This window comes from Streptomyces albidoflavus (genome assembly GCF_000719955.1).
In the GTDB taxonomy this organism is placed as follows: Bacteria; Actinomycetota; Actinomycetes; order Streptomycetales; family Streptomycetaceae; genus Streptomyces; species Streptomyces albidoflavus.
In genome coordinates, this window is the sequence record NZ_JOII01000005.1 from 132,149 (window position 1) to 148,570 (window position 16,422).

General features: G+C 72.1%; 16 protein-coding genes. 9 read left to right on the forward strand and 7 right to left on the reverse strand.

Annotated elements, in window-relative coordinates:
* Nucleotides 1-39: 39 nt before the first annotated feature.
* On the reverse strand, nucleotides 40-945 hold the full coding sequence (gene ligD / locus IF45_RS0107215) for a non-homologous end-joining DNA ligase (RefSeq protein ID WP_003950849.1): 906 nt from the start codon (nucleotides 943-945) through the stop codon (nucleotides 40-42).
* 73 nt (nucleotides 946-1,018) lie between these two features.
* Here ligD and ku point away from each other — a divergent pair, with 73 nt between their 5' ends.
* Entirely contained in the window at nucleotides 1,019-2,155 is a 1,137-nt protein-coding gene (gene ku / locus IF45_RS0107220; protein WP_030306306.1) for a non-homologous end joining protein Ku, read from the forward strand.
* Nucleotides 2,156-2,175: 20 nt separating this feature from the next.
* On the opposite strand, the gene IF45_RS0107225 is transcribed toward ku, so the two are convergent.
* The 3 genes from IF45_RS0107225 to IF45_RS0107235 all read right to left on the reverse strand — a co-directional run bounded on the left by IF45_RS0107225 (nucleotide 2,176) and on the right by IF45_RS0107235 (nucleotide 4,727).
* The gene (locus IF45_RS0107225; protein ID WP_030306308.1) at nucleotides 2,176-2,970 is read right to left on the reverse strand and encodes a class I SAM-dependent methyltransferase family protein; all 795 of its coding nucleotides are present in this window, start codon (nucleotides 2,968-2,970) and stop codon (nucleotides 2,176-2,178) included.
* 69 nt (nucleotides 2,971-3,039) lie between these two features.
* Nucleotides 3,040-3,927, reverse strand: a complete 888-nt coding sequence (locus IF45_RS0107230; RefSeq protein ID WP_030306310.1) for a cytochrome c biogenesis CcdA family protein — start codon at nucleotides 3,925-3,927, stop codon at nucleotides 3,040-3,042.
* A complete protein-coding gene (locus IF45_RS0107235; RefSeq protein WP_030306311.1) occupies nucleotides 3,924-4,727 on the reverse strand; it encodes a DsbA family protein in 804 nt (267 codons plus the stop codon). Before IF45_RS0107235 ends, IF45_RS0107230 begins: the two co-directional genes overlap by 4 nt.
* 507 nt (nucleotides 4,728-5,234) lie before the next feature.
* Here IF45_RS0107235 and IF45_RS0107240 point away from each other — a divergent pair.
* The 3 genes from IF45_RS0107240 (at nucleotide 5,235) to IF45_RS0107250 (ending at nucleotide 8,399) form a co-directional block, all read left to right on the forward strand.
* Complete coding sequence (locus IF45_RS0107240; RefSeq protein ID WP_008415243.1) at nucleotides 5,235-6,140, forward strand: RNA polymerase sigma factor SigF; 906 nt, start codon at nucleotides 5,235-5,237, stop codon at nucleotides 6,138-6,140.
* Nucleotides 6,141-6,215: 75 nt separating this feature from the next.
* Nucleotides 6,216-6,701, forward strand: a complete 486-nt coding sequence (locus IF45_RS32145; protein ID WP_015507096.1) for a hypothetical protein — start codon at nucleotides 6,216-6,218, stop codon at nucleotides 6,699-6,701.
* A gap of 282 nt (nucleotides 6,702-6,983) precedes the next feature.
* On the forward strand, nucleotides 6,984-8,399 hold the full coding sequence (locus IF45_RS0107250; protein ID WP_030306315.1) for an NAD-dependent succinate-semialdehyde dehydrogenase: 1,416 nt from the start codon (nucleotides 6,984-6,986) through the stop codon (nucleotides 8,397-8,399).
* Between the two features lie 104 nt (nucleotides 8,400-8,503).
* On the opposite strand, the gene IF45_RS0107255 is transcribed toward IF45_RS0107250, so the two are convergent.
* From IF45_RS0107255 to IF45_RS0107265, 3 genes are all read right to left on the reverse strand, one after another.
* Nucleotides 8,504-9,013, reverse strand: a complete 510-nt coding sequence (locus IF45_RS0107255) for a peptidoglycan-binding domain-containing protein (RefSeq protein WP_129805465.1) — start codon at nucleotides 9,011-9,013, stop codon at nucleotides 8,504-8,506.
* Between the two features lie 41 nt (nucleotides 9,014-9,054).
* Complete coding sequence (locus tag IF45_RS0107260) at nucleotides 9,055-9,450, reverse strand: peptidoglycan-binding domain-containing protein (RefSeq protein ID WP_030306318.1); 396 nt, start codon at nucleotides 9,448-9,450, stop codon at nucleotides 9,055-9,057.
* A gap of 75 nt (nucleotides 9,451-9,525) precedes the next feature.
* The gene (locus tag IF45_RS0107265; RefSeq protein WP_030306320.1) at nucleotides 9,526-9,924 is read right to left on the reverse strand and encodes a peptidoglycan-binding domain-containing protein; all 399 of its coding nucleotides are present in this window, start codon (nucleotides 9,922-9,924) and stop codon (nucleotides 9,526-9,528) included.
* A gap of 203 nt (nucleotides 9,925-10,127) precedes the next feature.
* On the opposite strand from IF45_RS0107265, the gene IF45_RS0107270 reads away from it, so the two are divergent.
* From IF45_RS0107270 to IF45_RS0107285, 5 genes are all read left to right on the forward strand, one after another.
* Nucleotides 10,128-10,940, forward strand: coding sequence for an SAM-dependent methyltransferase (locus tag IF45_RS0107270; protein WP_037637739.1), 813 nt, complete (start codon nucleotides 10,128-10,130; stop codon nucleotides 10,938-10,940).
* Between the two features lie 235 nt (nucleotides 10,941-11,175).
* Nucleotides 11,176-11,574: a hypothetical protein gene (locus IF45_RS0107275; protein ID WP_030306324.1), complete on the forward strand. Its 399-nt coding sequence runs from the start codon at nucleotides 11,176-11,178 to the stop codon at nucleotides 11,572-11,574.
* Nucleotides 11,575-11,585: 11 nt separating this feature from the next.
* Nucleotides 11,586-11,972: a hypothetical protein gene (locus tag IF45_RS33105; protein ID WP_129805464.1), complete on the forward strand. Its 387-nt coding sequence runs from the start codon at nucleotides 11,586-11,588 to the stop codon at nucleotides 11,970-11,972.
* A gap of 235 nt (nucleotides 11,973-12,207) precedes the next feature.
* Nucleotides 12,208-13,350, forward strand: coding sequence for a serine/threonine-protein kinase (locus IF45_RS0107280; protein WP_008409438.1), 1,143 nt, complete (start codon nucleotides 12,208-12,210; stop codon nucleotides 13,348-13,350).
* A 96-nt stretch (nucleotides 13,351-13,446) separates the two neighbouring features.
* Nucleotides 13,447-16,422 (forward strand): SNF2-related protein, encoded by a 2,976-nt coding sequence (locus IF45_RS0107285; RefSeq protein WP_037637742.1) that lies wholly within the window; start codon nucleotides 13,447-13,449, stop codon nucleotides 16,420-16,422.

Genomic DNA, 16,422 nt, shown 5'->3' on the forward strand with positions numbered 1-16,422 from the left:
CCGGGACCGTACGGCGCGCCTTGGAGGCGGAGTTGGCCGTCAGCTCCCCGGCAGCGGCGCCGCCGCCTCCCCGGTGGCCAGCGGTGCCAGCAGGTCCCCGTACCGCTCCACCCGGGCCGCCGCCTCGTCCGCCTCGATCCGCAGGCCGGGCAGCCGGTCGTCCTCGCCCCGGGTGGCGACCTCCTCCCAGGTCAGGGGGGCCGAGACGGTGGGGTGCGGGCGGGCGCGCAGGGTGTAGGGGGTGGCGGTGGTCTTCGAGGCGGAGTTCTGGCTGAAGTCGACGAAGACCTTGCCGCCGCGCAGCCGCTTCGCCATCCGGTGGACCACCAGCTCCGGCGCCGCCTGCCCGGCGGCGACCGCCAGCTCCTTCGCGTACGCCGTCACCTCGCGCGAGGGGGCGCCGGTCAGCGGGGCCAGCAGGTGGAGCCCCTTCGAGCCGGAGGTCTTGGCGAAGGCGGTCAGCCCGTCGGCGGCCAGCCGCTCCCGCAGCATCAGCGCCACCTCGCAGCACTCGGCGATCCCGGCCGGCTCGCCGGGGTCGAGGTCCAGGACGAGCCGGTCGGCGACGGCCGGGGCCTCGGCCCGCCACTGCGGCGTGTGGAACTCGGTCACCAGGTTGGCCGCCCACATCAGGGACGGCAGGTCGTCCACGACCACCTGCCGGGCGCTCGTGGTGTCCCGGGCGGAGCGGGGCACCGTCGCCACCCGCACCCAGTCGGGTGTACCGGGCGGCACGTTCTTGGCGAAGAAGGTCTCGCCCCCGGCGCCGTCCGGATAGCGCAGGAAGGAGAGCGGCCGGTCCCGCAGGTGCGGCAGGAGGACCGGGGCCACGGAGGCGTAGTAGTGCAGCACCTCACCCTTGGTGAAGCCGGTGGCCGGATAGAGGATCTTGTCGAGGTTGCTGAGCGCGAGCCGCCGCCCCTCCACATGGGTGATGGGCGTCATACGATGAGAATCGCACGAAAACACCGCACAATGCCGATACCTCACCAAACCGACCGCCGGGAAGGTGCTCAGCGTGCAGTCGATATGGAACGGCGCGATCTCGTTCGGGCTGGTCAGCATCCCCGTGAAGCTGGCCAACGCCACCGTCAGCCACGCGGTCTCCTTCCGCCAGATCCACACGGAGGACGGCGGCCGCATCCGCTACCGCAAGGTCTGCGAGCTGGAGGAGAAGGAGGTGCCCTCCTCCGAGATCGGCAAGGGGTTCGAGGACGCGGACGGCTCCATCATCCCGATCACCGAGGAGGACCTGGCGAGCCTGCCCCTGCCCACCACCCGCACCATCGACATCGTCGCCTTCGTCGAGTCCGAGCGGATCGACCCGCTCCAGATGGGCAACGCCTACTACCTCATGGTCAACGGCGCCCCCGCCGCCAAGCCCTACGCCCTCCTGCGCGAGGCCCTGCGGCGCAGCGAGCGGGTGGCCATCGCCAAGTTCGCGCTGCGCGGGCGGGAGCGGCTGGGCATGCTCCGGGTCGTCGACGACGTGATCGCCATGCACACCCTGCACTGGCCCGACGAGATCCGGTCGCCCGAGGAGGCCGCCCCCGAGACGGACGTGACCGTGCGCGACGCCGAGCTGGACCTGGCCGACGCCCTGATGGACACCCTCGGCGACGTCGACCTCGACTCGCTCCACGACGACTACCGCGAGGCGGTCGAGGAGATGGTCACCGCCAAGGTGGAGGGGCGCGAACCGGCACCCGAGAAGGAGCCCGCGCAGGGCGAGGGGACCGTCATCGACCTCATGTCCGCCCTGGAGAGCAGCGTCCGCGAGGCGAAGCGCTCGCGGGGCGAGGGGGAGGGCGAGGACGCCGGGAAGAAGGGCGGGGAGAACGGCGGAGAGGGCGGAGAGAAGGGCAAGGACGCCGAGGTGACCTCGCTCAGCTCACGCCGCAGGACGGGCACCCGGGCCAAATCCTCCACCGGCTCCGGCTCCGGGGCGAAGAAGAAGTCCGCCCCGGCCAGGAAGAAGGCGGCCGGCGGCTCCGGCTCCGGGAAGTCCGCCGCCTCGTCCTCGCGCGGCAAGAGCGGCTCCGGGCGCTCCTCCACCGCCAAGAAGACCGCCTCCTCCGGCTCCGGCACCAAGAAGACCGCCTCCTCCCCGACCACCAAGAAGAAGACGGCCTCCGCACGCAAGCGCTCCGCCTGAGCCCGCGCCGGGACGAGGGCTCACGCCCGGCAGAGCGTCACGGTGAACAGCCCGACCCGCTCCCGCCTGCTGCTGACCTCCTTGAACCCGGCCAGCGCCGCCCAGTCCTCCGCCTGGCCCATGTCCCGGCACTTCATCACCCAGGGCTCGCCGTCCCGGTTGGTCAGCACGCCCGCGATCAGCTCCAGCTGCGGATGGCGGGTCTGCGTGGTGAAGACCAGCACCCCGTCCTCGGCCAGCAGCCCCCGCAGCCGCTCGATCGACTCCCGCACCTCGGCGTCGTCGAGCAGCAGCTCGTACAGGCCCGACACCACGATGACGTCCGGCGCCCGCCCCTCGGGCGCCACGGGCGCCAGCGCGTCCCCGGCCTCGTACGTGATGCCGGTCAGTCCGCGCTCGGCCGCCATCGCCTGGCCCTTGCGCAGCCCGGCCGGGGCCAGGTCGCGGCAGAGGACCCGGAGGCGGCCGGGCGGGGTCTGCTCCACCAGGTCCTGGAGGTAGCGGCCGGGGCCCGCGGCCACGTCCAGGACGAAGACCTCGCCCTCGCGGCGGCCGATCTCCTCGCGCAGCACCCGGCTCAGCAGCTCACGACGGGCCCGGATCGCCCGCCAGCCGACGGCGTCCAGGAAGACCCGGTCGATGAGCCGGCCGACGCCGAGGACGCCCCGGGCGCGGTTCTCGTACACGTGGTCCAGCATCACGCCGCTGTCGAAACCGAAGCGGTAGCCGATCCGGATGCCACGGCTGGCCCGGCCGACGGTCCGCAGCACGGTCCGCGCCGCCGTCCACTTGAGGGTCGTCCACACTCTCTTCATGCGCCCCAGCCTCGCCGGGGGCGTGCGGCCGGGGCATCCGCGTAAGTACCTGAGTACCCCGGTGCCGGCTCAGCCCCCGCCGCCGGACCCCGCGGGCTCCGGCGCCCGCTCCGGCTCCTCGGCCGCCGGCTCCGCCGTACGCCGCCCGGGCCGCAGCAGCACCGCCAGCGCCCCCGCGGCGGCCACCGCGCAGAGCGCCAGCAGCACGGTGCGGTCGGAGACCAGCGCGCCCACCTCGGCGAGCCGCTCCTCCCAGGCGTACTCGGTCTCCAGGTCCACCACGGAACCGAGCGAGGCCATGCCGTCGAAGACCAGGAAGGCCACCCCGGTCAGGACGAAGAGCAGCCCGCCCGCCGCCGAGGTGGAGTGCACGGTCAGCGGTCCCAGCCGCACCGCCCGGCCGCGCAGCCACCGCCGGCGGCCCAGCTCGAAGCGGTCCCAGGCCAGCGCCAGCAGGAAGAGCGGCACCGCCATCCCCAGCGCGTACACCGCCAGCAGCAGGGCGCCGCGGACCGGGTCGCCGCCCACCGCCGAGACGGTCAGCACCGAGCCGAGGATCGGCCCGGCGCAGAACCCGGCGAGCCCGTAGACCGCGCCGAGCGCCGCCACCGACAGGGCCGAGCCGTCACGGCGTGCCCCGGCCGCCCGCTGCATCCGGCGTGAGCCGAAGCCCAGCCCCAGGATCTGGGCCAGCCCCAGCGCCACCAGCGTCCACCCGCCGACGGCCACCAGCACCTCGCGGTGGCCGGTCAGCAGCCGCCCCGCCAGCGCCCCGGCCGCGCCGAGCGGCACCAGGGTGGCGCAGAGCCCCGCGTAGAAGAACAGGGTGCGCAGGAGCAGCCGGGTCGGGCCGGCGAAGGAGTAGGCGAAGAAGGCGGGCAGCAGCAGGGCGCCGCACGGGCTGAGCAGGGCCAGCAGTCCGCCGAGGAAGGCCATCAGCAGCCCGGCCTCGGTCACTTGGCGCCGTCCTCGGCGTCGGGCCCGGCGGCCTCGCTGTTGCTCCGGGCGTCCGCCTCGGCCGCCTCGACGGCCTCGGTGAAGGTGGAGCCGGGCTGGGCGCCGAGGATGGGTTCGCCGTTGACGAGGAAGGCGGGCGTGCTGCTGACGCCGAGCCCCGAGCCCTCCTGCTGGTCCCGTTCGAGGGCGGCCCGCCCCTCGGCCCCGCCGAGGTCCTTGCGGAACTGCTCCAGGTCGCCGACGCCGGCCTTCTCCGCCATGTCCACCACGGCCTTCTCGGAGAAGGCGCCGGAGTTCCGCTTGCGCGGCTCGGCGTAGGCCAGGTCGTGGAACTCCCAGAACTTGCCCTGCTGCCCGGCGGCCCAGGCGGCCAGCGCGGCCCGCTCCGACTCCTCCCCGAAGAGCGGGAAGTTGCGCCACTCGATGCGCAGCACGCCCTCCTCGACCTGCTCGCGCAGGAGCGCCGGCTTGGTCTCGCGTGCGAACCGGCCGCAGTACGGGCACTGGAAGTCGGAGTACTCGATCATCACCACCGGCGCGTCCACGTCCCCCACCGCCATCGGGTCGCCCTTCTCCCGCCGGGCCAGCCGCAGCAGCGCCTCGTCCCGCTCCTCGGGGCCCGCGCTCGCCTCGGTCGCGGTCTGCTCCGCGCGTGCCCGCTCCCGGTCGCGGCTGCCGTCGAGGGTGAGCGCGAAGGTCCCGCCGACCAGCGCGGCGACCAGCACCAGCGCGGCGACGACCTTGCGGCGGCGGTGCCGGGAACCGGACGGGGGACGGGCGGCGGGCGGCGCGGAGGTCATGGCGCGGGGCTCCTGGCTCGGTCGGCTCGGTGGTGCGGGGCGCCGGAGCCGACCCGGGCCGGGCCCGGAGGCGTGCGGCCCGGCCTGCCCGCGCCCACGATAGGACACCCCCGCCGCGCGGCCCGGGGCGACACCGGCGCGCCGCCGCACGAGGCAGGGGGAGGTGGGCCGGAGGGGTGACGTATCGCACAGCGCGGGGTGAGGGGGCGTCAGGGGCGCGTCAAGAAAGAGAGGGAGGGATGTCACGCCCACCGGGTGGCGGAGCGGCGGGGCCGGTGTGCGAAGGTGGCCCGGAAGCGGTGCTTCCCGGCCGGAATGAGCAGTTCCCGGTGGCGGAGTCGCGTATCGCACAGAGAAGTTCCGTGCAGACGCGCATGCATGGGTCCGCCGGGGGAAGGCGCCGTTATCGAACAGTGATGCAAGGTTGCTGGTTTGGGGGCATGTTGACCGGGCACACGGGTCGCAGACTCACCGGCGACCAGCCGCGCACGATATTGGAGGGGACTGATGACGGCGATGTCCGCACAGACTGAAGCGGGACGACAGGTCAAGGGGACCCAGGCCGCCCCGGCCGGCGGTCCCGCCGCGGCCGCGGACCTGCCCTGGGTGGAGGACGGCGGCAAGATCGCCCCCCAGGACGCCCGGGACCTGTCGAAGATCTTCTTCGACCGTCTCCAGACGCTGGAGGAGGGTACGCCCGAGCACCAGTACGCTCGTAACACCCTCATCGAGATGAACCTCTCCCTGGTCCGCTACGCCGCCGGGCGCTTCCGGCACCGCGGCCCGGGCGAGATGGAGGACATCGTCCAGGTCGGCACGATCGGTCTGATCAAGGCGATCGACCGGTTCGACCTCTCCCGCGAGGTGGAGTTCACCACCTTCGCCGTGCCGTACATCGTCGGCGAGATCAAGCGGTTCTTCCGCGACACCAGCTGGGCCGTGCACGTCCCGCGCCGGCTCCAGGAGCTGCGCGTCGACATGGCCAAGGCCAAGGAGTCGCTCGCCGCCGAGCTGGACCGCGAGCCCACCGTCAAGGAGCTCGCCGCCAAGCTGGAGCGGACCGAGGAGGAGGTCGTCGAGGGCCTCGTGGCCGCCAACGGCTACACCGCCGGTTCGCTCGACGTCCCCACCGAGTCCGGCGACGACAACCGCGCCGGCGGCAGCCCCCGCTCGCTCGCCGACACCCTCGGCGCCCCCGACCCCGCCCAGGAACTGGTCGAGGACCTGCACGCCCTCGCCCCGCTCCTGGAGACCCTCGACGAGCGTGAACGGCGCATCGTGGAAATGCGGTTCGGCCAGGAGCTGACCCAGTCGCAGATCGGCGCCGAGCTCGGAATCTCCCAGATGCACGTCTCCCGGCTGCTGTCGCGCATCCTCACCCGGCTGCGTTCGGGGATGCTCGCCGAGGAGTGAGCGGGCCCCACCCAGTACGGTGGGCGACTGCACAGCCGCTCGTCGGCACGACCGCACAAGGGAAGATCCACCGAAGTGTCACCGAATCCTCCGATCTACGACCAGCTGGTACGCGAGCACGGCGACGTCCTCACCGAGACGCGTCGAGTTGCCGACCAGGCCCGTCTGGAGGCTCAGAGCGCCCTCGACTGGAGCAGCATCCTCCCGCCGCGGCGCCCCGAGCAGCAGCGTCCCCCGCAGGGGCCCGGGCCGCAGGGCCCCGGCGCCTCCGGCCCCGGCCGGCCGGCCGCCGGAATGCCCGCCCCCCGGCGTGCGCCCGGCGCCCCCGAGGGGCAGCAGCAGGGCCCCGGCCCGCAGCAGCGTCCCGCAGGCCCCGCCTCCGCGCAGGGGCTCGCCGCCGTACAGAACGGCGGCCCGCAGGCCCCGGCCGGCCCGCGCCCCGCGCAGGGTCCTCCGGCGCCGCAGGGCTTCGCGCCCCGGCAGGGCGGCCCGGCCGCCCCGCAGAACGGCGCGCCCCGCGAGGAGGGGCAGCCCGAGCCGGGCGAGGAGGCCCGCGCCTGAGCGGACCTCCACGGGTCGGCCCGTGACACTCCGAGCGCCCCGGCTCCCCCTGTTCCGCCAGGTGGGGGCCGGGGCGCTCGGCCGTGCGGAGTGTCCGGCAGCCCCGCGGATTGGTCCGGTTTACCGCTCATATGTACGGGTACACCGTGGGGCAGGTGTGGAGTGAGAGGCACCGGTCACGCAGCGAACGCGACCGGTCGCCCACAGCCGTACAGCCGTACAGCTGCCGTACAGCTCTACGGCGGGAACCGCGCCCGACCCTTCAGCCGACGCGAGGTCACCATGACGGAGCAGAGCAAGAGCACGTTCGCCACCATCAACCCGGCCACCGGGAGGACGGTCGCGGAGTTCCCGCAGATCGAGGGCAAGGAGGTGGACGTCCGTGTGCAAGCGGCCCACCTGGCCTTCGGCGAGTGGCGTGCGCGCACCGTCGAGGACCGCGCGGCGGCCGTCGGACGCGCCGGCGAGCTGCTGCTGGAGCGCAAGGAGGCGCTCGCCCAGATCGTCACCGAGGAGATGGGCAAGCTGATCTCCGAGGCCCGCGGCGAGGTCGACCTGGCCGCCTCGATCCTCACGTACTACGCGAAGCACGGACCCGAGTTCGCCGCCCCCGAGCCGCTGGACGTCGAGGAGGGTGAGGCGTACCTGGTCAGCGAGCCGCTGGGGGTGCTGCTCGGGGTGATGCCGTGGAACTTCCCGCTCTACCAGGTGGTCCGCTTCGCCGGGCCCAACCTCGTCCTCGGCAACACCGTCCTGGTCAAGCACGCCGGGATCTGCGCCCAGTCCGCGCTGGCCCTGGAGAAGATCTTCCAGGACGCCGGACTGCCGCCCGGCGCGTACACCAACCTTTTCGTCGGCCACGACGAGGTCTCGCGCATCATCGACAGCCGCCTCGTGCGCGGCTCCTCGCTCACCGGCAGCGAGGGCGCGGGCGCCAAGGTCGCCGAGCGCGCCGGGAGCAACCTCAAGCCCAGCCTCCTGGAACTGGGCGGCAGCGACGTCTTCCTCGTCCTCGACGGGGAGAACCTGGAGCACACGGTCAAGGCCGCCGCCGCGGGCCGCCTCGCCAACACCGGCCAGAGCTGCGTCGCCGCCAAGCGCTTCATCGTCCTCGACGCCCACTACGACGCCTTCCTCGACGGCCTGAAGTCCGCCTTCGGCCGCCTCGTCCCCGGCGACCCGGCCGACGAGTCGACCACGCTCGGCCCGCTCTCCTCCGAGGGCGCCGCCGAGACCCTGGTCGAGCAGATCGAGGAGACCGTCCGCCAGGGCGCCGAACTGGTCATGGGCGGCAAGCGTGTCGACCGCCCCGGCGCCTACGTCGAGCCGACCATCCTCACCGGCGTCGAGCCCGGCATGCGCGCCTACGCCGAGGAACTCTTCGGCCCCGCCGCCGTCGTGTACCGCGTCGCCGACGAGGACGAGGCCGTCGCCCTGGCCAACGACAGCGAGTACGGCCTGGGCGGCACCGTCTTCTGCGCCGACACCGACCGGGCCCGCCGCGTCGCCGAACGCATCGAGACCGGCATGGTCTGGATCAACCATCCGACCTCCACCCAGGCCGACCTCCCCTTCGGCGGCATCAAGCGCTCCGGCTACGGCCGCGAACTCGGCCACCTCGGCATGCGCGAGTTCGTCAACAAGAAGCTCGTCCGCGTCCTCCCTCCGGGGACGGAACTGCACGGCATCGCGGGCTGACCGCCCGCTCCGCCCATGCGCGGACGACGCCGCCCCTCCCGTACGGAGGGAGCGGCGCCGCCCGCATGTGCGGTCCGGCCTCACGGGGTCACGGGGTCACGGGGTCACGGGGTCACGTAGATGTTCCCGCAGAACCGCTGGCCGCCGCCCTGGAAATCCCAGTTCATCGACCGCTGGGTCTGGAGCCCGTAGACCCCGTCCTGGGCGATCCCCGCCGCCCGCTGCACCGCGAGGACACCGGCCCGGGTGCGCTCGCCGTAGATGCCGTCGACGCCGCCCGCACCCAGGTTCACCTTGTGGCAGCGGGCCAGCGCGTGCTGGAGCGCCTTGACGGCGCTGCCCGACGAACCGGGGCCGAGCAGGCAGTTGACCGAACCGCCGGAGCTGACCGGCAGCGAGGCGGCCGGCGTGCCCCAGTACACCTTCTTGGTCTTGGTGCAGCTCGCCGCCGCCACCCCGAGCCCTTCCTGTTCCTGCTCCCCGGCGGCCGCGACCGCCGGTCCGGCGGCCGTCGCCGCCCCCGCCAGCAGCAGCGCCGACACCCCCGCCACCGCCCAACCCCGTACGCGCCTGGTCATCGTCGTCCGCTCCCCGTCCTGTCGCCCTCGTGTCATGTGGTCTCCCCTCTTCGTGCGCCCGGTGGAACCCGCCGGGCTCAGACCTTCCGGAGCCGGTTCCAGGTGTTGGGCCCGACGACGCCGTCGACATGGCCCGAGCCCATGTAGTGCCTCTGGAACCAGCGCACCGCCGCCCGCGTGGCCGGCCCGTAGTCGCCGTCCACGTGCAGCGGCGTGCTGTGGTACGCGTAGTACGCCGTGGTGTTGGCGATCAGCGCCTGCACCTCGCGCACCGCCGCCCCCTTGCTGCCCTGCGCCAGGACGACGGTCCGCCCCGCGTGGTGGCCGCAGTACCAGCCCACCGTCTGCGTCCTGCGGCAGTTCTCCGCCGCCGCGGCCGCCGCCGCCGAGGCCGTGCCGGCCACCGCCACCGACCCGCCGAACAGCGCCACCGTCGCCGTCAGCACCACCAGAGACTTCCGTACGTTCTTCATACGCTTCCGCCCTTCCGCCCTTCCGCCCTTCCGCTGTCTGCCGGACTTCCGTCACTCGCGTCCCTCGCCCCGGGCCTACCGCTTGCCGTAGCGGAGCAGCTCCCAGGTCTTCGGCCCGACGATGCCGTCCGACAGCGCCTCGCTGCCGTAGTACCACTGGAACCACGTCACGGCGGTCCGCGTGTCGGCGCCGTAGATCCCGTCCACGGCGAGCGTCGTGCCGTACCGCGTCGTGCGGTTGACGAGCGCCTGGATCTCCTTCACGTGGCTGCCCCGGCTGCCGTACTCGGCCCAGGAGGTGCCCGCGTGGTAGCCGCAGTACCGGCCCACCGTGCTGACCGGCGCGCAGTCGGCCGCCGCGCGCACCTGGGCCCGCTCCGGCGCCGCCGCGCCCGCCACCCCCGCCGGGAGCAGCGTCAGCACGGCACCACCCGCGAGCGCCGCCGTCCACCACGTCCAGTGCTTTCCTCGCACACCGTCCCCCGTCTCGTCGGTTCCGCCCGGTGGCACCACCCTCACCGCGCCCCGGCCCCGCGCACCACCCTGCTCCGGCACTCTGGGACGCATCCGGTCCGTCCCAGCCCCTCACCTGCGAGGACGCCGGAGCACGCGGGACGTCCCACCAACCGGAACCCCAACTACCGCCAGTCCTCACCCCGTTGTGTGATGATCGGCCCATGACGACGCCCGCCCCCAGGGACGACCTGGCCGCCCGCCTCCGGACCGACCGTCCGCACTCCGCCCGGGTCTGGAACTACCTCCTCGGCGGCAAGGACCACTACCCGCCGGACGCCGCCGTCGGCGAGCAGATCCTCACGGCCTTCCCGGACTTCGCCGCCGTCGCCCGCCTCCAGCGCCACTTCCTCGCCCGCGCCGTACGCCACCTCGCCGGCGAGGTCGGCATCCGCCAGTTCCTCGACATCGGCACCGGCCTGCCCACCGCCGACAACACCCACGAACTGGCCCAGCGCGTCGCCCCCGAGAGTCGCGTCGTCTACGTCGACAACGACCCCCTGGTCCTCGTCCACGCCCGCGCCCTGCTCACCAGCACCCCCGAGGGCGCCTGCGCCTACGTCGACTCCGACGTCCGCGACCCCGCCCGCATCCTCGCCGAGGCCCGCCGCACCCTCGACTTCGACCAGCCCGTGGCCCTCACCCTCCTCGGCATCCTGGGCCAGCTCCCCGACGACGAGAACCCCGTCGCCCTCGTCACCGAACTCCTCGCCGCCCTCCCCTCAGGCAGCTACCTCGCCCTCAGCGACGGCACCGACACCAGCGAGGCCCTCAACACCGCCGTCGCCGCCTACAACTCCCAGTCGGCCCACACGTACCACCTCCGCGCCCCGGCCGACATCGCCGCGTTCTTCGAGGGGCTGGAGTTGGTGGAGCCGGGGGTGGTACCGACACCGGACTGGCGGCCGGAGCTGTCGACATACCCGGGGCCTGTGATCCGGGGGCATGCGGTGTGTGGGGTGGGGCGGAAGGGGTGAGGGGGCGATGCCCTACCGCTGTCCTCGGCTGGTTGGAGTGACTGCGGCCCCAACGTGGGCAGGCCGACCAGGGTCCGGCGCCGTCAGGGGCGACCACCTCTCCACGGATTCCTCGGCCCGCCTGCATCAGCTGCGGTAGCCGGGCTGGGCACCAGAGAGGGTGGGGCGCCGCCGCTGCAACCTTGAGTGACGTTGCCGGTACTCTGGGTGTATCGGCTGGGGTGTGGGAGGGCGTATGGATGCTGAGTTTGCCGACCTGCTGGACGGTGGAGTGGCGGCTTTGGGTGGGCTGCTGACGACGGACGCGTATGAACACGTGCGTCCGAGGCTGCTCGGATTGCTTCGGCGTGGCCGGAAGGGCGGGTCGGTGCCGACTATCGAGCACTTCGACCGGGTTCGCGAAGAACTTGCGGATGCGGTTGCCGATGGGGACGCACGGAGGCAGCGCGCGCTTTCTCGCGAACTGAGGGGGTATGTACGCGACTTGATCGATGTTGGTCCCTTGGCTGTGGCGGACTTGTTGGCTTCTGCCGCCGAGGAGGTGGAGCCGGGTGGGCGTGCGGCCGTCTCGCTCGTCAACAACACGATCATTGGCCCTGTGCAAGGGTCGGGCGTGCAGATCAACTCGTTCTAGGGGTGGGAGCATTGAAGAACGAGGACGAGTCCAACGTTGTCCGTGGCAGTTTCATCAACGGGCCCGTTCAGCTTGCGGGTCAGCAGGTCAACAACTACATCGGAGGACCTCCGCAGCATTCGGTGCATGATCTGCTGCGCGACCGGAAACACCTCTCACGGGCAACGTATTGGCAGCTCAGGCGGGATTTCCTCCTCTGTGTCTGGAACGCCTTCTTCTGCCTGGAGGTTTTCGGCATTCTGGTCGTTGTCTGGGTTCTGCGGGGCGGTGGACTCATCGGCTACCTGTTTCGCGAACACCTGCACTGGCTGGTTGCGGTTTCGGCAGTCGGCTGGCTGGGGATGCCTTGTTCTTCTGGGCGCGGTACAGGTTGGAGGCTCGGCGGAATCCTCTGCTGACACGCGGTGGGCCCATTTTCCTGCGTGACGTTCTGCCGAGGCTTCTGGTGGTGGTCTTCGGGGTGGCTCTGTTCGCCGGGCTTCCCCATCTCGGGTCGTAGCCTGTGCCGTCCGCCGGTGCGTGTGCGACGGCTGTGCGGGAGAGGGGGACCAGCCCTCTAGACTTGCTTCGGCCTCCTCTTGAGTAAGCCTGGACGGGGCCGTGCCGACGGCAGCAAGGGGAGGGCGCGAACCCGTGGAGCCACTGAGGGACGACGATCCGCGGACCATCGGCGGATACACTCTGGTCTGCCGCATCGGCTCGGGGGGGATGGGGCAGGTCTTCCTCGGTGAGTCGGCGGCGGGCCAGCAGGTGGCGGTGAAGGTCATCAAGTCCTCGGTTCTCGACGAGGACGCCCGGGCCAGGTTCCTGCTGGAAGTGGATAGTCTCAAGACGGTGTACGGCCCGTTCGTCGCCGCGTTCGTTGCTGCCGACGCCCAGGCGGATGCCCCGTGGCTCGCCGTCGAATACGTACCCGGCCCTGACCTGCGCGTTCTCGTCACCGAGCGTGGTGTGCTGCCGCTGCCGGAGACCGCCAGTCTCGGGGCGCTGCTCGCCGAGGGCCTGGCCACCGTCCACGACGCCGGTCTGCTGCACCGGGACCTCAAGCCCCAGAACATCCTCCTCGCCCCCTACGGACCCAAAGTCATCGACTTCGGGCTGGCCGTCCTCGCCGAGCGCCGTTCGGTGCTGACGGCCTCGGGGTACGTGGTTGGTTCCATCTTCTGCATGCCGCCGGAGCAGGCGCGCGGTGAGCACCAGCTCGACCGCGCGGCCGACGTCTACGCTCTCGGCGCCGTCCTGCTGTACGCCGCCACCGGGCACTACCCCTACTCCGGCTCCACCTGGCAGGCCGTGGCGCTCAACATCGAGGACCCCGCGACCGCCCCGGACCTCACCGGGCTGCCTGCGGAGCTGCACCCCCTGATCACAGCCATGCTCAGCCGGCACCCGGGTGAGCGCCCCACGCTGGAGGAGGTGACCGTGGAACTGGTGCGGGTCGTCCAGGGCTGTGGCCTCACCGCCCGGCAGGCCAAGCGGCGGCTCACGGACCGCATCCCGGCCGTCCCGGTGCCGCACGGGCCGGTGGACGAGCTGCTGTACACCCCGACCCTCGTGGACGTGGCGGCCGACGAGGACGACGAGGCGCCCGCCGGACCGGCCGCGGAAGCGGAACCTGCCGGGCCGGCCGGACCCGCCCACAGGCCGGCAGTGCCGTCCGGAGGCCAGACCCGCGACCACGAGCGCTCTGCGACCGGAGTCGGTACCCGGCTGTCGGCGCCCCTGCGCATCGCCGAGCAGATCCGTGCCGCCTACGCCCGGGACGCCCGCTTCTGAGCCGCATACGCACCTGCGCCCTTTCGGTCCGGCGGCTCGCCCCTGCGTGACAGACTTACGGCCGTACGGCCGTATGAGAGACCACGGAGGATCGCGGTGGCTGAGCTGGGGGAGAACCGGTATCCGCCGGGCTCGCAGATCCTGGTACGGGACGAGCAGTGGCTGGTGCGCAACTCCACGCTCACCGAGTACGACGGCGAGAAGATCGAGGCTCTGGGCGTCTCCGAGTTCGTCCGGGACGAGGAGGCGGTCTTCTTCGGCGGGATCGACAAGGTGGAACTCCTCGATCCGGAGAAGACCCGTCTGGTCCCCGACACCTCCTCCTACTTCCGGCGGTCGCGCCTCTTCCTCGAAGCCGTCCTGCGGAAGACTCCGTTGCCGCAATCGGAGCGCGGTCTCGCCCTCGCCGACAACTTCCTTCTCGACCCGCTCGCCTACCAGCAGCGTCCCGCAGAGCTGGCACTGTCCATGCGCAACCTGCGTCCCCGTCTGCTGATCGCGGACGTGGTCGGCCTGGGGAAGACCCTGGAGATCGGGCTCACGCTCGCCGAGCTGATCCGCCGGGGCCGGGGCGAGCGCATCCTGGTCGTCACCCCGCAGAGCGTCCTGGAGCAGTTCCAGCACGAGTTGTGGACCCGCTTCGCCATCCCCCTGGTACGGCTGGACTCCCTGGGCATTCAGCGCATCCAGCGGGAGATCCCGGCCGGCCGGAACCCGTTCACCCACTACAAGCGGGTGATCATCTCCGTGGACACGCTCAAGAACATCGGCCAGTACCGCCACCACCTGGAGCGCATCCGCTGGGACGCTGTCGTCATCGACGAGTCTCACAACCTGATCAACGCAGGCAGCCAGCGCCGGGCGCTCGCGGAGATCCTGGCCCCGCGCACCGACGCGCTGCTGCTGGCCAGCGCCACCCCGCACAACGGCGACAAGCGTTCCTTCGCCGACCTCATCTCCCTGCTCGACCCGGCCGCCATCGCCAACCGCGACCGGTACGACCCGGCCGACGACCTCGGGCACCTCTACATCCGCCGTACCAAGGTCAGCCCCGAGGTCAGGGAGGAGATGGGGGAGGAGTGGCCTGACCGTGGCCCCACCCTCTCGCTGCACTGTCCGGCGACCGAGGCGGAGGAGCGGATCTTCGCCGAGCTGACCGGGAACTGGCTGCCCGCCCCGGCCACGAGTACCGAGTTCGGTACCGCCGGCCAGGAGCAGACGTCGGTGACGGCGGAGCCGCTCTTCGCCTTCGGCCTGCTGAAGACCTTCCTCTCCTCCCACGTCGCCCTCAAGGCCACGGTCGACGCCCGCCTGGGCACCCTGCAGGGGCGCCTGGACACGGCGGTCCGCGAAGGCCTCGCCCCGGACCCCGCCATCGCGCCCGAACAACAGGCCTTGCACCGGCTCCGGGAACTGGCCGACGGCATGGGCGACGGGACCGCTCCCGGCGACTCGGCAAAGCTCGACGCGCTGGTCGAGCAGCTCAAGGAGATCGGAGTGGGGCCGCGTTCCTCGACCCGGGCCGTGATCTTCTCCGAGCGCATTGCCACCCTCACCTGGCTTGCCCGGGTCGTGCCGGCCCGGCTCGGTTTCCGGGCGGGCACAGAGGGCGCGTACAAGGCCGTCCGTGTCCTCCACGGCGGTCTCGGTGACCAGGAGCAGCTCAGGATCCTGGAGGAGTTCGGCCTCGCCGACAACGAGGTGCGGCTCCTGTTCACCGGCGACGTCGCCTCCGAGGGCGTCAACCTGCACCGCCAGTGCCACCACCTGGTCCACTACGACATTCCGTGGTCCCTCATCCGCATCGAGCAGCGCAACGGACGGATCGACCGCTACGGGCAGACGAACCAGCCGGAGTTCCGTGCCCTGGTCCTGACCTCCGGGCACCCCGGCGCGAGGGACGACCGCACGGTCGCCGAGAAGCTGATCCTCCGAGAGGAGGAGGCGCACAAGCTCAACGGCACCGCCGAGGCGGAAACCGGATACTTCCGCGCCGACGAGGAGGAACGCCGTCTTATTCGGGAACTGGTTCATGGCGGCACCGTGGAGACGTTCCTGGACGACGCCGGTACCTCAGGGGACTCCGACCTTGCCGACCTCTTCGGCCAGGTGGACACGGTCACCGCACACGAACTGCCGGCCCGCGCCGAGCTCGTCTCCCTCTTCGACGGCTCCACCGCCGAGTTCGTCGCCACCGCACTCGCCGAGATCTTCGGCGACCGGGCAGAACAGCAGTTGGAACTCTCCGAGGCGATTGACCGCGACGGAGGGGCCTACCTCTCCCTCTCCCCGGCCCTCGTCCCCGACCTCCTCCACCGTCTCAAGGCCCTGCCCCCCTCCTACCTCAAGGAGCGGGGCGTGGCCAAGCGGATGATGGTCACCTTCGACCGGAGCCTGGCCAACCGGAAACTCGACGAGGCCCGCAAGAGCAGCGACACCATGTGGCCGGAGGTCTCCTTCCTCACCGACCTGCATCCGATGGTGGAATGGCTCACGGACAAGGTGCTGGTCGAGTTCGGCCACCAGGAGGCGCCGGTCATCACCTCACCCCACGTGGACGGTCCGGTCTTCCTCGTCCAGGGCATCTACTCCAACGCCCTGGGCCGTCCGACCGTGGTGAGCTGGATGGCGGTGACGGGCCTCGACGGCTCAGCCCCAGTCGGGGTCCGGCCCATGGCCGAGGCGCTGCGCGAGGCCAAGGTCGACCCGCGGCTCGCCCGGACCGGCGGCCCCCGCGACCTCGGCCACCTCCAGACCCTGGTCCCCGCCGCCGTCGCCGCCGCCCGCAAGCACCTGGAGGCGGGCAAGGAGGAGTGGGCCGCCCGGATCAGCCAGCCCCTGGACTCCTACCGCGAGCACGTGGCCTCGTGGAAGCAGGAGACGCTCGACGCGGGCGCCACCGGCCGCCGCGAGCGCCAAGTGGAGGCCACCGTCGACGAACTGGCCCGGCTCCTGGAGCAGTTGCAGACCACTGGCCGGCCGCTCCTACGGGTCCTCGCCGTCCTGGACCGGCCCGCCGGAACCACCCCCCTCCCCGACACCCCGTCCGACGCGCAGGCGGAGAACAACTGA